Source organism: Psychrobacter sp. (genome assembly GCF_041554015.1).
In the GTDB taxonomy this organism is placed as follows: domain Bacteria; phylum Pseudomonadota; class Gammaproteobacteria; order Pseudomonadales; family Moraxellaceae; genus Psychrobacter.
In genome coordinates this window covers 1-18,076 of sequence record NZ_JBFFMS010000008.1, presented here as the reverse complement: position 1 = coordinate 18,076, position 18,076 = coordinate 1, and the positions used below count along the sequence as shown (strand labels likewise).

The 18,076-nt window shown below is 44.2% G+C and carries 14 protein-coding genes and 1 pseudogene; 4 read left to right on the top strand and 11 right to left on the bottom strand.

The window, feature by feature from the left end; genetic code table 11:
- Positions 1–63 precede the first annotated feature (63 nt).
- From kdsB to rsmG, 8 genes are all read right to left on the bottom strand, one after another.
- Entirely contained in the window at positions 64–861 is a 798-nt protein-coding gene (gene kdsB / locus ABYU67_RS03955) for a 3-deoxy-manno-octulosonate cytidylyltransferase (protein ID WP_372843709.1), read from the bottom strand.
- A gap of 43 nt (positions 862–904) precedes the next feature.
- Complete coding sequence (gene lpxK / locus ABYU67_RS03950) at positions 905–2,038, bottom strand: tetraacyldisaccharide 4'-kinase (protein WP_372843708.1); 1,134 nt, start codon at positions 2,036–2,038, stop codon at positions 905–907.
- A gap of 2 nt (positions 2,039–2,040) precedes the next feature.
- Positions 2,041–3,837: a lipid A export permease/ATP-binding protein MsbA gene (gene msbA / locus ABYU67_RS03945; RefSeq protein ID WP_372843707.1), complete on the bottom strand. Its 1,797-nt coding sequence runs from the start codon at positions 3,835–3,837 to the stop codon at positions 2,041–2,043.
- 130 nt (positions 3,838–3,967) lie between these two features.
- Positions 3,968–4,399, bottom strand: a complete 432-nt coding sequence (locus ABYU67_RS03940; protein WP_263240125.1) for a biopolymer transporter ExbD — start codon at positions 4,397–4,399, stop codon at positions 3,968–3,970.
- 105 nt (positions 4,400–4,504) lie between these two features.
- Entirely contained in the window at positions 4,505–5,230 is a 726-nt protein-coding gene (locus tag ABYU67_RS03935) for a MotA/TolQ/ExbB proton channel family protein (protein WP_372843706.1), read from the bottom strand.
- A gap of 76 nt (positions 5,231–5,306) precedes the next feature.
- Positions 5,307–6,413, bottom strand: coding sequence for a ParB/RepB/Spo0J family partition protein (locus ABYU67_RS03930; protein ID WP_372843705.1), 1,107 nt, complete (start codon positions 6,411–6,413; stop codon positions 5,307–5,309).
- 147 nt (positions 6,414–6,560) lie between these two features.
- Positions 6,561–7,340 (bottom strand): ParA family protein, encoded by a 780-nt coding sequence (locus tag ABYU67_RS03925; RefSeq protein WP_372843704.1) that lies wholly within the window; start codon positions 7,338–7,340, stop codon positions 6,561–6,563.
- Between the two features lie 127 nt (positions 7,341–7,467).
- Positions 7,468–8,184: a 16S rRNA (guanine(527)-N(7))-methyltransferase RsmG gene (gene rsmG, locus ABYU67_RS03920; RefSeq protein ID WP_372843703.1), complete on the bottom strand. Its 717-nt coding sequence runs from the start codon at positions 8,182–8,184 to the stop codon at positions 7,468–7,470.
- Between the two features lie 351 nt (positions 8,185–8,535).
- On the opposite strand from rsmG, the gene ABYU67_RS03915 reads away from it, so the two are divergent.
- From ABYU67_RS03915 to ABYU67_RS03905, 3 genes are all read left to right on the top strand, one after another.
- Positions 8,536–11,445 (top strand): AAA family ATPase, encoded by a 2,910-nt coding sequence (locus ABYU67_RS03915; protein ID WP_372843702.1) that lies wholly within the window; start codon positions 8,536–8,538, stop codon positions 11,443–11,445.
- A gap of 109 nt (positions 11,446–11,554) precedes the next feature.
- Positions 11,555–12,700, top strand: a complete 1,146-nt coding sequence (locus ABYU67_RS03910; RefSeq protein WP_372843701.1) for a helix-turn-helix transcriptional regulator — start codon at positions 11,555–11,557, stop codon at positions 12,698–12,700.
- Positions 12,701–12,775: 75 nt separating this feature from the next.
- Entirely contained in the window at positions 12,776–13,441 is a 666-nt protein-coding gene (locus ABYU67_RS03905) for a TerD family protein (RefSeq protein ID WP_372843700.1), read from the top strand.
- Between the two features lie 242 nt (positions 13,442–13,683).
- Here ABYU67_RS03905 and ABYU67_RS03900 read toward each other — a convergent pair whose 3' ends face one another.
- Entirely contained in the window at positions 13,684–14,661 is a 978-nt protein-coding gene (locus ABYU67_RS03900; RefSeq protein WP_372843699.1) for an ion transporter, read from the bottom strand.
- A 576-nt stretch (positions 14,662–15,237) separates the two neighbouring features.
- Between ABYU67_RS03900 and ABYU67_RS03895 the strand changes: the two genes are divergently transcribed.
- Complete coding sequence (locus ABYU67_RS03895; protein WP_372843698.1) at positions 15,238–15,873, top strand: OmpW family protein; 636 nt, start codon at positions 15,238–15,240, stop codon at positions 15,871–15,873.
- Between the two features lie 161 nt (positions 15,874–16,034).
- Here ABYU67_RS03895 and ABYU67_RS03890 read toward each other — a convergent pair whose 3' ends face one another.
- Together ABYU67_RS03890 and aceE are read right to left on the bottom strand one after the other, a co-directional pair.
- Complete coding sequence (locus ABYU67_RS03890) at positions 16,035–17,768, bottom strand: 2-oxo acid dehydrogenase subunit E2 (RefSeq protein WP_372843697.1); 1,734 nt, start codon at positions 17,766–17,768, stop codon at positions 16,035–16,037.
- Between the two features lie 22 nt (positions 17,769–17,790).
- Positions 17,791–18,076 (bottom strand): annotated as a pseudogene (gene aceE / locus ABYU67_RS03885) (pyruvate dehydrogenase (acetyl-transferring), homodimeric type); the annotation flags it as partial.

The window sequence follows — 18,076 nt, the reverse complement described above, 5'->3', positions numbered from 1 at the left end:
TTCATTAAGAATTAGTTTGAAGCATATAGCATTTTTTGCTTAGGCTATTTTAAGGCGCTTATATTAAAAGTCAGATCTACTCATAGCATTTAGACGATCTAAATCCTCTTGTGTATCGACACCTGCCGGTAATGGGCAAGCCGCTTCTGCGATAGCAATTTTCCCTCCATTTTCTAGTATTCGTAACTGCTCTAAGCTCTCTAATATCTCAAGTGGCGTCTGTGGCCAGTGAACAAACTGCTGTAGTAGACTAACGCGATACGCATATAAGCCCAAATGACGATAGGCATTTTTTGGCGGCTGTTTATCATTTTCACTAGTTAATATCACATCACGATCACAAGGAATCGGGGCGCGGCTAAAATACAGTGCCCGCTGTTGCTCACTTGACGTCTGACTGACCACTTTGACAACGGATGGGCGCATAAAAGTATCAAAATCATCAATCGGCTCACATAAAGTTGCCATCACACTCTTTGCGTCTTGCACCAATAATGTTTTAACTTGCTCTAACAACAATGGCGGTACTAGTGGCTCATCGCCTTGCATATTAATCACTATATCTTGGGCAGCCCAGCCTTTGATGGCAGCCACTTCAGCCAAACGATCCGTGCCCGAAGCATGCTCGCTACTTGTCATCACTACATCAAAGCCTGCATCTAGGCAAACTTTTGCAATCGATTCATCGTCAGTGGCAATACACATATCATCAGCAAAATCTGCCAATTGTGCTTTTTCAGCCACCCACAGTATCATAGGCTTACCGTGAATCGGCAACAATGGCTTATTAGGTAAGCGTGTACTTTTTAGACGCGCAGGAATGACGATATGCGTTTTGATGGGGCTAACGGCTAATGACATGATCTGTTCCTATAAAACCTTTTAAATCTTTATATGATAAATGCTATGAGTTTACTTTCTTAGACTCTTTGCTGCCAACGATGTTTAAGGTTTGCAATTGCTGTTGTAACTGCTCATAACAACTATCTGACAATACTGCCGTCACTGGCAATACCCATAATCTGCTGATCAGCTTATCATATTTGCTACTCAGCGCTTGATGGATGGTCGCCTGCGTGATCAAAGCTCGTATTTTCACCGCATCTTTACTGGTCACGATAATAGGATGGTCAGCATACTGTAATAGCTCATCCAGACTAAAGTCATAATGGTCAGGATAAGGATGCGAGATAACCTCAAGACCAAGAGCATTTAATGTATCAAAAAAACGTTGAGGGTAGCCAATGCCGCTGACCGCATGTACCTGACTGCCTTTCTTAGGTGCTATCGCTCTTACTACCTCTAAGTCATCTATGTAATTATTAGATGACCACAACAGCTCTAAGTTATCCGGTTGTAAATGCATGGTTAACTGCCCAGTTAGAGGCGTACTAGGGTCAGCTTTATTGTCTATTGAGCATGTATCCGGCTTTTGATGATAAATGACATTTGCATCCTTTAAGCGTGATATGGGTTCGCGCAAAAACCCTGTCGGTAGCAACTGTTTATTCCCAAACCCTCGCGCCGCATCTACGACTACCCATTCGACATCACGTTGTAGCACATAATGCTGCAGGCCATCATCAGCGATGATCAACTGCAGATCTGGATGAGCGTCTAGCAAAATAGCAATTGCTTGCTGACGGTTGGGAGACACTGCCATCGCAGCACCTGTCATATTGACAATGAGGCATGGCTCATCACCCACGATACTAGGCAAGCTCTCTGCATGAACCAATGCTGGCATCTGACTGCTATCACCGCCATAACCGCGACTGATAACGCCAACTTTTATACCTTGCTGCTGCAAATGATGAACCAAGGCAATAATCAATGGGGTCTTGCCACTGCCCCCCACCGTGATATTACCAATAACCATGACTGGAATAGGCGCCCGATAACTGGCAAAAATACCTGCTTTATAAGCTTGACGGCGCAGTACCATCAGCAGTGCATATAGCCAGCTTACGGGTAACAGTAGCCAAAGCCAAGCGGCTTTACGTTGCCATGCACCTGTTATTATGGTTTCAATATTCATAACTATTCAAAATCACGCGCATACATTTGCGCATAATGACCTTGCAGCTGCATTAGCTCAGCATGGGTACCAAGCTCAACTATCTGACCTGCGTCTAGTACAGCAATACGATCAGCAGATTCAATCGTGGTCAATCGGTGTGCAATGACCAGCGTTGTGCGATTTTTCATAATATTATCAAGGGCCTTTTGGATATAGTACTCTGACTCGTTATCCAAAGCACTGGTCGCCTCATCCAATATCAAGATTGGTGCATCTTTTAAAAGGGCACGGGCAATCGATAGGCGCTGACGCTGACCGCCAGAGAGCTGCAAACCTTCAGCGCCGATTTCACTTTGATAGCCATTTGGCATTTGCATAATAAAATCGTGAGCAAAAGCATCTTTTGCTGCCTGCTCAACTTCAGCTGGGGTTTTATGAGCCAAACTGCCATAAGCAATATTATTAAAGACCGTCGTATTAAACAACACCACTTGCTGATTGACCATAGCAATTTGGGCGCGTAAGCTCTCAAGCTTAATGTCTTCAATAGGCATGCCGTCTAGTGTAATCTGTCCTGACGACGTCGATAAGGTACGGGTCAGCAGATTAACTAAAGAGGACTTGCCTGCGCCGCTTCGCCCAACGAACGCCACTGTCTCGCCTGCACGCACATCCAAATTAAAGTCATGTAGTGCCACAGTTGAGTCTGGATAAACCAAACTGACATTATGCAGTTTAATCTCACCTGCCAAGCTAGGGCTCAGTACACCAGTATCCACTTCTTCCGGCTCATCCAGTAAGGCAAATATCGACTCACCAGCTGCAAGCCCTCTTTGCAGCTGTTGATTGACATCTGTTAGTGAGCGTACTGGCTTACTCAAAAGACCTGCTGCTGCGATATAAGAGATAAACTCACCTGCTGAGATATCATCTATCACCGCAGGACGCAATGCCAGCCAAACCACCACCGCCATTGCCATCGCCATCAATAACTGTACCGCCGGGGTATTGATACTATTGGTCACAACGACCTTCATGCCTTGGCGTAGGTTCTTCTTAGACGTCACATCAAAGCGCTTGGACTCGTATGCTTGTCCGCCATAATTTTTGACCACCTGATAACCATTGATGACTTCATTGGTAATATGACTGACATCCCCCATCGTTTCTTGAATACCTTTTGAAAGCTTCAGATAACGCTTTGATGCCACACGGATAAGCCACAAGATAGGCGGCAGTACCACGAATAAAATCAACGTCAAACGCCAATTGCTATAAAGCAAAAATCCCATCAAGGCAATCACGGTCAAACCGTCACGTAATAACGTTTTCATCGAATCAGTGCTGGCAGCAGTGACCTGCTCAACATCAAAGATAAGCTTGGATGAAATCGTCCCTGCTGGATTTGCCAAATAGAACGAGCTTGGCAAACGTAGCAGCTTATTAAACACCTCTACGCGTAACTTATAGACCAAGTTTCGTGACACCAATGCCGTATAGTAATTACCCAAAAAGCTGCCCACACCGCGCACGAAAAATAGCAATACAATGATAAAAGGGAACAAATCCTGCTTACTTTGATCGTTCTGATTGATAGCATCAGTGATATATTGTAAGAGTTTGGCAATCCAAATCTCGGTAGCAGCATTAATGGCAAAACCAATAATGGTAAGCAATATTGCCCACCAGTATGGTTTTAAATACGCCAATAAACGCATGAGAGTTTTGCTTTTAGGCGGATGCAATGTCACCGCTGGTGGTGCTATTAGCGTTTTAGCAGAAGTTTTTGTAGAGTCAGATTCATAAGCTTGGCTCATAAAAGCCTCAATGTAGGTATAAAATAAGAGTAAATGGCACTGATAAAGCCCTAACATATAATGATGTATGAACTATGTCGCCATAAAAAAGGGTGATAACGCTTAAAGCATTTTATAAGCTTATTCAGGTTTATTGTGGTAACGCTTGACCCAGTGGTACAACGGTACTGATGTTTATATTTAAAAAACCCAACTTGCCAGCGATATCCATCACCCTTACCACTGATTGATGAGTGGCATTGGCATCAGCAGCGATCACAAAGAGCATATCACGATTACTACCTGCCTCTTGCTGTAACATACTGGTGAGCTCAGCTTCATTGCTACTAGCGAGGGTAATACCATTGACCAAATAGCTGCCATCTTCTTGTACAGCTACCTCGATACTGTTTTTCTCTTCAGTCAGCGCCACACCTTCTGCTTCAGGTAAAATAATATTCAAGCGGCTAAAGTGATTGAACGAGGTTGCCAAAAGCAAAAATACAATTAAAAATAATAAACAATCAATCATCGGAGTCAGATTGATTTCGAGTGGCTCAACGGTCGGTTTTCTAAAGCGCATATTACTCTCTTCAATAGACTTGATAGTCGATACTTACCACTAATATACTCGATGCATAATGTCCACAATGCCAAGACTTTTAGCCCAAAGATGCTCGAAAAATCGCTATAAAGTCGCCGTCGCCGTTTTATCTAGATCAAATCCTTCATTTAAAGGCTGATCTCTTATGCTAGCATCTACTGCAGCATAAGTAACTTGCTTAGATGTCTGAGTGTTCTCTAACAACTGATAATCATACAACTCTTGAATCATCAATCCCGCTTGGGTTTCAAACTGCGCATTGATGTCGATGATACGGCGCTGAAAATAGCGGTAAGCGACCAGCGCTGGAATCGCAACGATCATACCAGCCGCAGTGGTAATCAGTGCTTGCGATACCCCGGCAGCAAGCATGGTTGGGTCTTGCATGGCACCATCGGTAATGGCGAGAAATGATGAGATAATACCTAATACCGTACCCAGCAGACCAAGTAAAGGGGCAATCGCCCCAATAGTACCGAGCATATTAATGTTTTTTTCCAGCTCATGCACTTGTACGCTGGCACGGTTTTGCATATGCATCGTCATCGACTCTAAGCCGTACTGACGATAAAGCAAGCCCGTCGCCAAGATGTCACCTAGCGCCGTCTTTTCTTTGACGTTCATGAGCTGCGTGCGACCAATATCACCATTTTCACGAAGACGAGTGATCAGCTGCTCACGCAATCTATTTGGCGCAACTTTATTAAACTGTAACGTATGGCTGCGCTCAATAATAATCACCAATGCTAAAATAGAGCACAATATAATAGGTGTCATCAGCCAACCACCCGCTTTTACCAACTCCCACATATCCACTCTCTTTTATATTTGCTAAGGATAGCTGTCATCAACATGGTTTGGACAAGCATAAAAACGTATTCTATTTTTAAGCCTGTGCTTCCATATACTTAATTAAAGCGGCTAATTGATCTTGACTGTGGAAGAATATCTCAACGCTACCCTGCCCGTCTTTTTTATGTTTTAGCTTCACTTCAGCACCGAGCATATCTGTCAATCTTTGCGTCAAACGTTCAACATCACGAGACTGCACTTGTTCGCTGCGACTCGCTTTTGGCGCTGGATGCAAGATTGATTTAACGAGCTTTTCCGCTTCCCGTACGGTCATAGCGCCATCGATAATCTTTTGAGCAATGATAGGCTGCTGCTCAGACGATAAGGCCAAAAGTGTGCGCGCATGACCCATATCCAAAGCACTGGTCGCTAAATGGTCTTTGACGGTATCATGCAATTGATTTAAGCGTAGAAGGTTTGATACGGTCGTACGGGCTTTACCGACGACCTCAGCAATCATAGCGTGGCTCATACCAAATTCAGTATGAAAACGCTGTAACGCGGCGGCTTGCTCAATCACCGATAGATCTTCACGCTGGATGTTCTCAATCAATGCCAGAGCAATCGCAAGCTCATCTGACAACGCACGCTCAATCGCTGGAATAACAGATTTGCCTGCCATTTTTGCCGCACGCCAGCGGCGCTCACCGGCGATAATCTCGTGAGTAACAAAGGCTTCGCTTTTATCTTCTGTGGCGAGTAAAGGACGAATGACAATCGGCTGCATAATACCATGCTGTTCGATAGAAGATGCCAACTCTGCTAATGCCGTCTCACTCATATCACGGCGCGGCTGGTATTTACCCGCTTGCAAACGAGCAACATCGATTTGTACCAAACTGATTTGGTCTTCAGAGCCGTTAGTCTCGCTCACGCGGTTGCCGTTGGCAGTATTTTTATTTATGGTACGTGCTGGTCGAGCTTTACGCTGACTGGCATCTTTTGGCTCAGAAGCGGCAGTGGATGTGGCATTAGCACCCGTGTTGCCCGTCGCTTTTGTCTCTATGGGATCAGCTACAGACTGATCGCGCACAGCCATATCGTCTTGCAAGGCAGAGGCGGTAATTTGCTTTTCTTTTTTGATTGACCCTAGTAAGGCATCTAAACCTCGATTGGCAGCCAACCCTCTTTTCTTCGCCATGATTACCTATCCTATAACGCTCAAATAAAAGCCAAATGTTTTTAAATTCAGTGATGAATACGATGTTCAATGTTTTATTATTTAGCCGACTAACCTTATGATTCATTGCTTTTTTATCATCAGTTATTTTGTCTTATCTTAAGACAACTATCGACTTTGTTTCATGACTTCCGCGGCCAATTTCTGATAAGCACGTGCGCCCTTTGACCATCTCTCATAGGCAATGACCGGTAACCCATGCGCAGGCGCTTCTGCCAAACGGATATTTCTTGGAATAATTGTGTTGTACATAACTTCACCAAAGTGCGCTTCTAGCTCCGCTGACACATCACGAGCGAGTGTATTGCGCGCATCAAACAAGGTTCTGACCACGCCGCGAATATATAATTTAGGGTTTAACTCTGTTAAACGCTCTATCGTTTGCGATAAGTCCGCTAAGCCTTCTAACGCATAATACTCGCACTGCATCGGAATAATAACGTTATCTGTTGCCACCAATGCATTAATCGTCAATAAGTTTAAGCTTGGCGCGCAGTCTATAATCACATAGTCATAGGCAGGTTTCTGCGCTGCTGCTTGAGCCTCAATCAAATCTGCCATTGCCGTTCTAAATAACTCATGGCTATTGTTTTTACTCATCAAGGTGATGTCCATACCGGCCAAGTCACGATTGGCACCGATGACATCGAAACCAGCAGGGCTACGAACAATAGCGTCAGATAAAGACACACCATCCAACAGCACATCGGCTATCGTCAATGCTAGCTCATTCTTATCGACACCCGTACCGCTGGTCGCATTGCCTTGTGGGTCTAAGTCAATGAGCAGTACGTGCTTGCGTTTGGCAGCCAAACTGGCGGTCAAATTTACCGCCGTTGTGGTCTTACCCACACCGCCTTTTTGATTCGCAATCGCTATGATTTCCATACACTCACTCAATTTATTTAAGATCTGTTACCAATTTTATTAATACGCTCTTGCGCTAAAAACATAAACACGAGCACAGCACTGACCATAATCAAGACAGTTTTATGATCAGTGCTGTGCTCATAGCTTAGACATTTTTATAAGACAATTCAATTAAATGACGACTATCGTGTAAACGTGGCACCTCTAATTTGATGGTCTTAAATTGCCAATCGCGGCTCAAGGCATGCAGCTCTTCATCACTTGGCGCTTTGCCTTTCATCGCACATAGATAGCCATGAGCTGCCAATCGCGGCTCGGCAACGGCAACAAAATCTATTAAGCTGGCAAACGCTCTAGAGGTAACCACATCATAGCTTGCCTCATGCGCCTCAATGCGCGATGCGATAGGCTGCATATTACTCAAACCAAGCTCACTGCTGACTTGCTTAATAAAGCGGATTTTTTTCTGATTGCTATCAAGCGCTGTACATGAGCGCTCGGGCTGACAAATAGCAATAATTACTGCCGGCAAACCAGCACCTGTACCAATATCAAGCAGCGAGCCTGACGGTAAATGGGTTATAATAGCCAAACAATCGATGACATGTTTGATGAGCGCGTCTTTTGGATCAGTGATCGCGGTCAGATTATACGCTTTATTCCATAATAAAAGCTGGTCTAAATATAATAATAGCGTGCGCTGCTGCTGGGCACTCAAGGTTAGCCCTAACTCGTCTATTGCTTGTGCTAAGATATTCGCCAATGTCGGTAATTGCGCGCCAAGCTTTACAAAGCCTGTCGGATCAACATAGATATTGCCCGTGTTAGCAGAGGATAAAGAAGATTGAGTAGAGTCTGACATACAGGGGTTTATCCATTTTTGACATGTGAACCGACTATTTTATCATGCAGGCTGTCTATTGAATAGTTGCAGATTGCGCCAATGTGCGCCATCTTATACTATCTGCGCCTATGTTGAGCCGTTATTCTTCTTTTACTGTTCTGTTATTATCGTTTTATAAGTACCATTAGTAAACTTTTATTCGCTAAGATATATTCGCCCATGATACAAAATTGCGTTTAATGACTGCTTTAAAAGATAGCAATATCTTGTAAGATGATCTATTTATATAAACGCCAATATATCCATTACCAGATCAAAAAACCAAAATTAATCACCATCTAATACTTTTAAGCGACTGACCTTATCCCTATGACAGAACAGCCAAACATCCCCCTGAATAAAGACCAAAAAGACGTTAACGATAATACCGCAGAGGCTATGATGCCTATGAGTGACTCAAGTGACAAGCAGCCCGCTCAAGACCAAGCACCCGATAAAGAACTGTTGAATAAAGCTTCCTTAGATAGGAAGCGGTTCAATAAAAACGTAAAACGCAAAAGAATGGCTCGCACGCCGGCAGAAAAAGTCAACACTTCTGATTCGGCAGCCACCAGTATGACAGCTCACCCTATATTTACCGACGTCAGTCAGCGCTGCCTTGTCGCGGCAAATCAGCTTAAGCGCTATAGTAAACCCAGTCTGCTGCCAGCCGATACCCGCAGCGCACCAGATTTAGATATTGGTTTTGGACAACAGCGGGCACTTAAAGCATTGCATACGGCACTCGATATCCATGCCAGTGGCTATCATGTGTTTGCGGCGGGCGAAAATGGCTTGGGTAAACGGACGGTGATCAGTCGCTTGCTCAGTCTTATCGCAGCCGATGCTCCAACGCCGGATGATTGGGTATATGTACACAATTTTACTGATCCTCGTACACCATTAGCCCTGCGTTTACCTGCTGGTCAGGCCACTGTCTTACAACATCAAGTCAACACGCTATGGCAACAAGCTAAGAAACGACTGAGCCAGCGCTTTCGCAGCGATCAGTATCAAAGCAAGATAGAAGCCATCAAAAATGACACCCATCAAAAAGAAAGTCATGCCTATGATGTGCTCAATGCTGAGGGCAAACAATACGATTTAGCCTTAACATTCCGCCCATTTGATAATAAAGCTGTTTTTGTTCATCCAAGCCAGCTGTCAACAGACAGCGGGGAACCGGCTGATAAAGATAAAAGCGTATCGAATCGCGATAAGACAGCGGATATTACTCTTGAGACTATGGATACTAAAGCTGACAATAGCGCTTACGGTAGCGAATATGAAACTGAGCTGAATAATTTTGCGCAAAAAAACCACATGCAAAAACGGCTCAGTCAGCTGACGATTGCTTTGGAGCAGTTAGAAGATGCGGCCAATGATGCTATCGAGTCGCTACATCGCAATATCGCTAAGCGAGCCCTACAACCACTCTTTGCCCCTATTTATGAGCAGTTCAGTGCTCAACCACCGGTCGTTGAATACCTAAAGACGGTATTTGCTGATATGGTGACTCATGTTGAGCGTATCGTTAATGGAGATGATGAAGAGTTTGTGACGGCACTCCTTGCCACAACCCCTAGTCGTTATGCGGTCAATGTGATTAGCAGCCATGAGCCTGATAGTGGTGCGCCCGTTATCTTTGAAGATCTGCCGACTCACTTAAACCTTTTAGGTCATGTAGAGCAGATCACTCAATTAGGTACGGTGACGACCGATGTCAGCATGATTCGTGCCGGCGCCTTACACCGTGCTAATGGTGGTTACTTATTACTCGAGGCCAGTCACCTACTTGAGCATCCTTATGCGTGGCAAGGTCTTAAGCGGGCTCTGCAGTCTCGCAAAATCAAACTGTCCAGTCTTGAGCAAATGCTGACCTTAACAGGCAGCTTATCCTTGTCGCCTGCGCCCATCGATCTTGATATAAAAGTTATTTTGTTGGGTGAAGCTGATTTATATTACGAATTATTGGAGCTTGAGCCGGAGTTTGATGCGGTATTTAAAGTGCGTGCTGATTTCCATGATGACGTGGTTCGTACTCATGAGCATGAGCTAGCGCTGGTTGGCAAAATGGCAGATATTATCGATTATGCCAATCTTTATCCGTTTGATAGAAGAGCGCAAGCTGCCCTGCTTGAGCACTTAAGCTTGCAAGCAGAGGACCAAGACCGTCTGAGCCTGCACAGTGATTTACTGATCAAACTTTTGCATGAGTCCAACCGTCATGCGCGTTTGGGCGGACAAGATATCGTCAGTGCCAAGCATGTGCTACAAGCTATTGAGGATATGGATGAGCGCTCAGGATACTTGCGCGACCTGTATTGGGATGAGCTCAAAAATGGGCAACAGCTTATCCAGACCCAAGGAGAAGCAGTTGGGCAAGTCAATGCGTTAACCGTAGTGAGCTATGCCGATAGTGAGTTTGGTATGCCCGCCCGCCTTACCGCGGTCATTCAACCAAATATCGGTACGGGTGAAATCCTAGATATCGAACGTGATGTTGATTTGGGCGGTAGCTTGCACGCCAAAGGCATGCTGATTATGACCAGCTACTTACGGGCATTGTTTAGTCAGCACCATGCGCTAAATTTTAGTGCGTCTTTGGCTTTTGAGCAAAGCTATGCGCATATCGATGGTGATAGCGCAACCGTCAGTGAAGGCTGTGCGCTATTATCTGCCCTAGCAGACGTCCCTATCAACCAATCCCTTGCGATTACAGGCTCTATGAATCAGCTCGGTGAAGTGCAAGCTGTCGGTGGCATCAACGCCAAGATAGCAGGTTTCTTTGATGCCTGCCGCGAGCAAGCATTGACCGGACAGCAAGGCGTGGTCATTCCTATGGCAAATGTAAAGCAGCTTATGCTGCGTGACGATATCATTGCCGCTGTCAAAGCTGGCAGCTTTCATATCTATGGCGTCAATACTTTGAATGAAGCCCTTACCTTGATGACGGGCTTACCTATCGATACCATGAATAAAAAAGGTCGCTACCGTAAAGAAACGCTGTTTGGTAAAGTATTAAGTCGTTTAATGCTCTGGGATGAAAACCAAAACACAGATGACGACATTGATGATAAACAATCAAAAAAGAAAGCCAAAAAAAAGCGTAAAGCCAAGCGCCAAAAGGATGAAGATAAAAAGAAAGCCGCTAAGAAAGAAAAGACTATCAAAGAACCGCTAAGTAAAGAGGACAATGACATTATCGTAGAAGAAATTGCTATAGATGAAGCATACTAGATATTAGGGTGCTTTCTGCAATGCTCTATCATAATCACCAGCTGATGCTCATACTAATATGAATAATCCGCTGACTTTATAATCGTGACATTACAAAGGTTATCTTTTCATGACTGTATCTCATACTGACATTGCTCATACCGACATTGCTCGTATCAATGATCTCGGTAATCAGCAGCCCGCTAATGAGCAAGCAAACGCTGTTGCAGCCTCAGACAGCAAAGCCTCTGATGATGCAGCCGATAGCCGTCATGGCGCTGCAACGACGGCGCGGCAGTGGCAGGTGTTGTCGCAATTACAGCGTAATCGCTGGGTCGGTACCACCCATGTCTATGAGCAGCTGATATTGTCAGGTTTTGATATCAGTCTGCGCACGGTACAGCGCGATCTAAACGCCCTTGCCAAACGTTTTCCTATCGAAAAAAATAATGCCAATCCACAAGGCTGGCGCTGGAAAGATGATGCACCATTACAAAGCTTACCGCATATGAATTTATCACAAGCGGTTGCCTTTAATATGGTGGAAGCCAATTTAAGTCAACTGCTGCCGCCAGTGATTTTGGATGAATTATTTCCTTGGTTTGATTTGGCACGTCGCCAACTTAAAAACAGCAAAGTGACTCACTCATGGATTGATAGAGTTCGTATTGAGCCTGCAACTCAGCCTTTGATCGCGCCGCATATCGATTTGGACAGTAAAGACAATATCTATCATGCTTTATTTTATCAATTACAAATCAAAGCCTGTTATACCCGTAGCAACAAATCCCAAGCCAGCGAATATACTCTAAATCCTATCGCCATCATCCAGCGCGGCGTGATTATTTATCTGCTCGCAACCCGCACTGATGATAGCGAAACCATCATCCGCACCTTTGCCTTACATCGATTTGCCAGTGTAGAGATATTAGATAGCGCAGCAAAAACCCCTGATAATTTCCAACTCGATAACTATCTAGATGCGGGGGGCATGGGCTTTAGCCACCCGTTATTTAGCCAGCTGCCCAATCATGGCAAATATACCGCGATTGAGCTACAATTTACCAAACAAGCCGGCAAAAGCTTAACGGAGAGTAAGCTTAGTGACGATCAAGTGGTTATTATCAATAGTAATGAGACTTTGACCATACAAGCAACGGTAAATCTCACCTCACAGCTGGTTTGGTGGTTGCGAGGTTTTGGTAATGGTCTACTGGATGCTAAGCCAGACCTACTTTATCAAGCGGTGTTAGATAAAACTTTGGGTGATTATTAATCTTCCACACCGCCTTTACAAACATCTCTATAGCTACCTGACCATTTACAAACCCCTAGCATCAAAAGGATTACTATGTCGATCACCACCCCATCGCCCCTACTTTCAGATAGCTTAAGAGGGTTGGGTTTAGACGCAGGTACTTTATTTTTTGGTCTCAATTATGAATTTACCAAGGTTGAGCGCACAGGCTTATTTAAAAAGTTAAAAAAGCGCTTTAATAAAAACGCAAATTCCATGGATCTTGATTTGGCTTGTGTGTTATATGATGACAACTGTACCATCAACGATATGGTCTGGTTTAAGCAGCTGCGCGACAAAGCCGAATCGGTATGCCATCAAGGCGACAGTCTCAATGGTAAAGACCGCGGCGAGCAAGCAATGTATCTTGCACCGCTTGATCAAGAACAAATCAGGCTATATCTGGATGAAATACCTACTCATATCACCCATATTGCTTTGATTGCCAACTCCTATTACGGACAGCCCTTTACCAGAATTGAGAAGGGTGAGATTCATCTTAGCGATGATGAAGGCAATCGCTCTTTTGAGGTCAACCTAAAACAATTACCGCGTGACTGCGTGACACTGTGGGTCGCACATTTGCGCCGAGAAGTAGATGACTGGCATTTAACCCTACAGAATCTGCCCCTTCCTGCCAAAGACTTGAGCATGGCGGCGCAGCAAGTGGCGCATGAATTAGCCCGCGCCCTGCCCATTCCGCAAGCGCTTTATAGTTAAAGCTCTATAATTAAAAATTAATGCCGCGCCTAATTAAAAATGGTCAATTGCTTTATAAAGCAATTGACCATTTTTATTTGGTATAGTGAATTCAGGCTTAAAACAATACAGCGGGACTGGGATGAATATTACGCCGCCTCTGTCGGTGTAGGCGCAGCACGCCAGAAACATTTATACCAGTTCTGCGTTGCAATATAACGTAACGATTTTATTGAGAATCGACTATAGATAGTAGCCTTTTATTACAAGCGCTCACCGCAGTGCGGACAAAAATTCTTTTGCTGCACCTCTCTTTCACGGCGCTCAAGCTCTTGTTCGCGCAGTACTTGTAACACAATATCCTGTGCTTGCTCTTTGTCTAAGCCAAGCTCGCGGCGGATTTTATCAATCATCATCTGATTTTGCACCAAGTCAAAATCACTATCTATCAGCTGCCCTCGAAAGTCTTGTTCAAGCTCTTCACGGCGCTGACTGAGCTCGTTTGCCAAGCCCGTTGCCAAAATACCAGCAGGCAATGCTGCCAAACCAACGCCCAAGATAGTAATGATGGCCCCTAGTATTTTGCCAGCATTGGTAATCGGTGTCACATCACCATAGCCCACTGTCGTTAGGGTGACTACCGCCCACCACATGGCTTTTGGTATCGATTCAAACTCTTCTGGCTGTGCATGGTTTTCTACCAAATAAATACCACTAGAGGCGGTCACAATCATGATTATTAAGATAAAAATAACCGCTTGAAATGAGCCTTTTTCTTTACTAATCACCACCAGTAAAATACGCAATGAAGCAAAATAACGGGTGAGCTTAAGAATACGAAACAGACGCAAAATACGTAAGAAACGCAAGTCTATACTGACAAAGAAGTTCAAAAACGCAGGAACAATGGCAATTAAATCAATCAATGCAGAGGGGCTTTTTAGCCACTCCCAGCGCTGTCGCCATGTGGTATTGCTTGGCTTAGCTTCAGCGACGCTCCATAGGCGAAGCAGGTATTCAATAGAAAATACCACAATAGAAAAATTCTCAAACCACGTAAAGTATGCTTGATAAGGGTAATACCAATTATCGACAGATTCTGCAATCACTGCCGTGACGTTTGCCATAATCAGTAAAATAAGAAAATAATCAACATAGCGACTAAAGAGCGTGTCATGCTCATCGTTTTGCAAAACATTGTAGACAAAAAGACGCAAGCGCCGTATAGATTGGAATAGCATGCCGTCCCTATGCGGTGTAACACCGAGCTTAGATGAACAAAAAAGCCGTTATGAGAGTCTGATTATACTAACTTTGTATAGTAAATGTGGGTAACCACTATCAAGATTATCGCCACTGCGAAAAAAGCCATGCGTAATAACCGCTCTTCAGCACGCAGCTTATGACTCCGTTTTTGGGCAGGCAACAAGGACAAGCCACAGCTTGGGCAACAAGCATCTATCTGATCTAATACTATCAATGAGCGCGCGTTTTCACAGCGCAGTGGAGAATTACTACAGTAACCAAGCATGATAGATAACCGATCCCTTTATAAAATAATGGCGCATCAATAATAGCAAAAACCGACGATCAAAATAGCTTATACCATCAGCCTTAAGGTATCTATATCTTTCTCATTGTAACTTTACGCTGCAATCCCTTAACATTTCACTTAAAACCTTACTAATAGTATGGCTTTTGTATTATAATAGATTGGAGATGTTACAAGTTAGTCTCAAGTCTAACACTCTATGTCGCTACTTTATGCCATCCCTCATAGAGTAACGATCATCACTTAAATGTTGAGGAATTAAACAATGAAACTATCATCCCTAGTTTTAGCCGCTGCGACTGCCCTTACTATGACAACAGCTTTTGCTGTACCTGCGGGTACTTGGACCGTTGCCGCGGGCGCACATTATGTCGATCCTAAAAATGATAATGGTGATGTCACTATAAATAGCACAAACTACGCTGTAGATGTTGATGGCGATGTCCGTCCAACGATCAGTGGTGAATACTTTATCGCCAATAACATTGGTGTTGAGCTACTAGCTGCCATCCCTTTTCATCATGACTTTACCTTAACGGATGCGTCTGATAATGAAATCACAGGCAGAACTCAGCATTTACCACCGACGCTGTCATTACAATATCACTTCGATGATTATAACTTGCCTATGAATGTCAAACCGTTTGTGGGCGTTGGTGTAAACTACACAATGTTTTTTAAAGAAAAAGCAAATGCTGTCGGTAATGAGTTAAAGCTTGATGACAGCGTTGGTGTTGCTGGTCATATCGGTCTTGATATCCCATTTGCAGCTACTGAGTCTTTCCGTATTGATGCGCGTTATATGGACATCAAAACTGACGCGACTTTAAATGGTGATGCTATCGGCGAAATCGACATCAGCCCTTGGGTATACGGCATTGCCTTTGTTAAACAGTTTTAATTTAGCAACATGCTAAGCTAACTATTAAAAACAGAAAAGCCAGCTTAGTTGCTGGCTTTTTTATATCTATTATCTATTAATTGCTGAAATAAAAAATATAAAAAAGACCATCCGCAGACAGTCTTTTTATTATTCATTTAACGGTTAAATAGTGATTGAGCCTATAGCAACATACGACGCGGATCTGCAAGCAATGTTGCGACATAACGGGTAAATACTGCCGCATCAGCGCCATTAATCACACGGTGATCATAGGATAATGACAATGGCAACATGAGGCGCGGCTCAAAGGTTTGCTTGGCAGCATTCCACTTTGGTTGCATAGTCGCTTCTGATGCACCCAAAATACCAACTTGTGGCCAGTTAACCAGTGGCGTAAACGCGGTGCCACCCAAAATACCTTGACTTGAGATGGTAAAGCTTGCGCCTTGCAAATCCTTGGTGCTCAGTTTTTTATCACGGGCTTTGATCGCCAGCTCGCCGATTTCAATGGCAATTTGCTTGATACCCTTTTCGTGCGCATTTTTAATCACTGGTACGATTAGACCATCATCTGTGGCTACCGCGATACCCATATTGACGCTTTTACGTAGGATAATTTGGGTATTGTCATCGCTTAAGTGACTGTTAAAGCGTGGATGCTGGGTCAATGCATAAGCCGTTGCTTTGACGATAAAGGCTAAAATAGTCAGCCCAATACCTTCAGCTTTCATGCCACCTTTCAGCTCATTACGCAGATTTTCTGTTTCAGTGATATCAGACAAATCAAACTGTGTTACTTGTGGCAAATAAGTATTGTAGTTTAGCTGCGGTATCGACACCTTTTGCAGGCGACTCAAATCTTGGGTCTCTGTTTCGCCCCAGATATCAACGTTACTCATATCAGGCAAGCTTGGCAAGCTAGCTCTAGAAGTGCCAGCTCCAGTAGCTGGCGCAGCTTGTTTAGTCGTCAAGCTTTGCTTCACGTGGGCAAACAAGTCTTCTTTTAAGATACGCGCATTTAATGCTGAACCTTTTACTTCACTGATATCCACACCCAACTGGCGGGCAAGTTTACGTACCGCAGGACCAGCATAAACATCAACCATCTTTTCATTGACTTGGGCTTCGGTAAGCTTATTATCTTCGTTTGTCGTTGCACTGGTTGCAGGTTTAGAAGCTTGCTTGTCCACTTTCTGACTTGACTCAGCTTTTTTATCGGTAGCAGCAGGTTTTGCCTCTTGCTCTTGCGATTTCGTCTCTTCTACTTTGGCTTCACTTGCAGTATTGGCATTGTCTGAGCTTTGAGCAATGATGACAATAAAGTCTTGACCATTGGCAACCATATCGCCCGTTTGTACCAGTATTTTCTCAACCTTACCAGATTGCGGCGCTGGTACTTCAACCGACGCTTTATCTGACTCAATCAGCAAGATAGACTGATCGGTAGTGACCATATCGCCGACACTGACCATAATCTCAGATACTTGTGCTTCATCAACGCCTAAATCTGGTAGCGCATGCGTGGTCGCTGTGGCTGCTTGTGCAGCAGGTTGAGCAGTATTTGACTCAGCTGTTGCCTTATCATCCTGCACATCTTTTAGCGGCTCTTCTTGCTGGGCATCAAAAGACTTATCTTGCGCATCAGCAGCAGGGGCTTCTGTACTTTGACTGTCGTCTTGACTATCAGTCTCGCTTTCAAGCTCGATCAGTACCATACCTTCACTGACTTGATCACCAATCGCAACACTGATTTTAGTAACTTTGCCAGCAGCAGAGCTTGGTACTTCCACTGAAGCCTTGTCAGACTCTAGTAAAACTATATTGTCGTCTTTTGCAATGACATCGCCAACTGCAACCATAATCTCACTGACTTCGGCGCTATCGACACCCAAATCGGGGGCTTTAATGTCCATGTTTCATTTCCTTGTCTTATGGTTATTTTTCTTCGACGTCATCATCATTCAGTAAAGTTGCATCGGCTTGATCTTCGGCGCGACCTTCACTACTTATCTCTTCATCGTCTTCAGCAATAAACTCAGGTACAGGAGTCGGATTGACCTTACCAGGGGCTGGAGCGTCTGGAGAATGGTCATAATAAGGCTGTTGTTGCCATGCAGGCGGATGATCGATATCAATATTCAAGCTTGAGATGGCGTCCTTAACCAGACGCATTTCTACTTCGCCTTCATCAGCCAAGCGTTTTAGAGTCGCGACAACGATA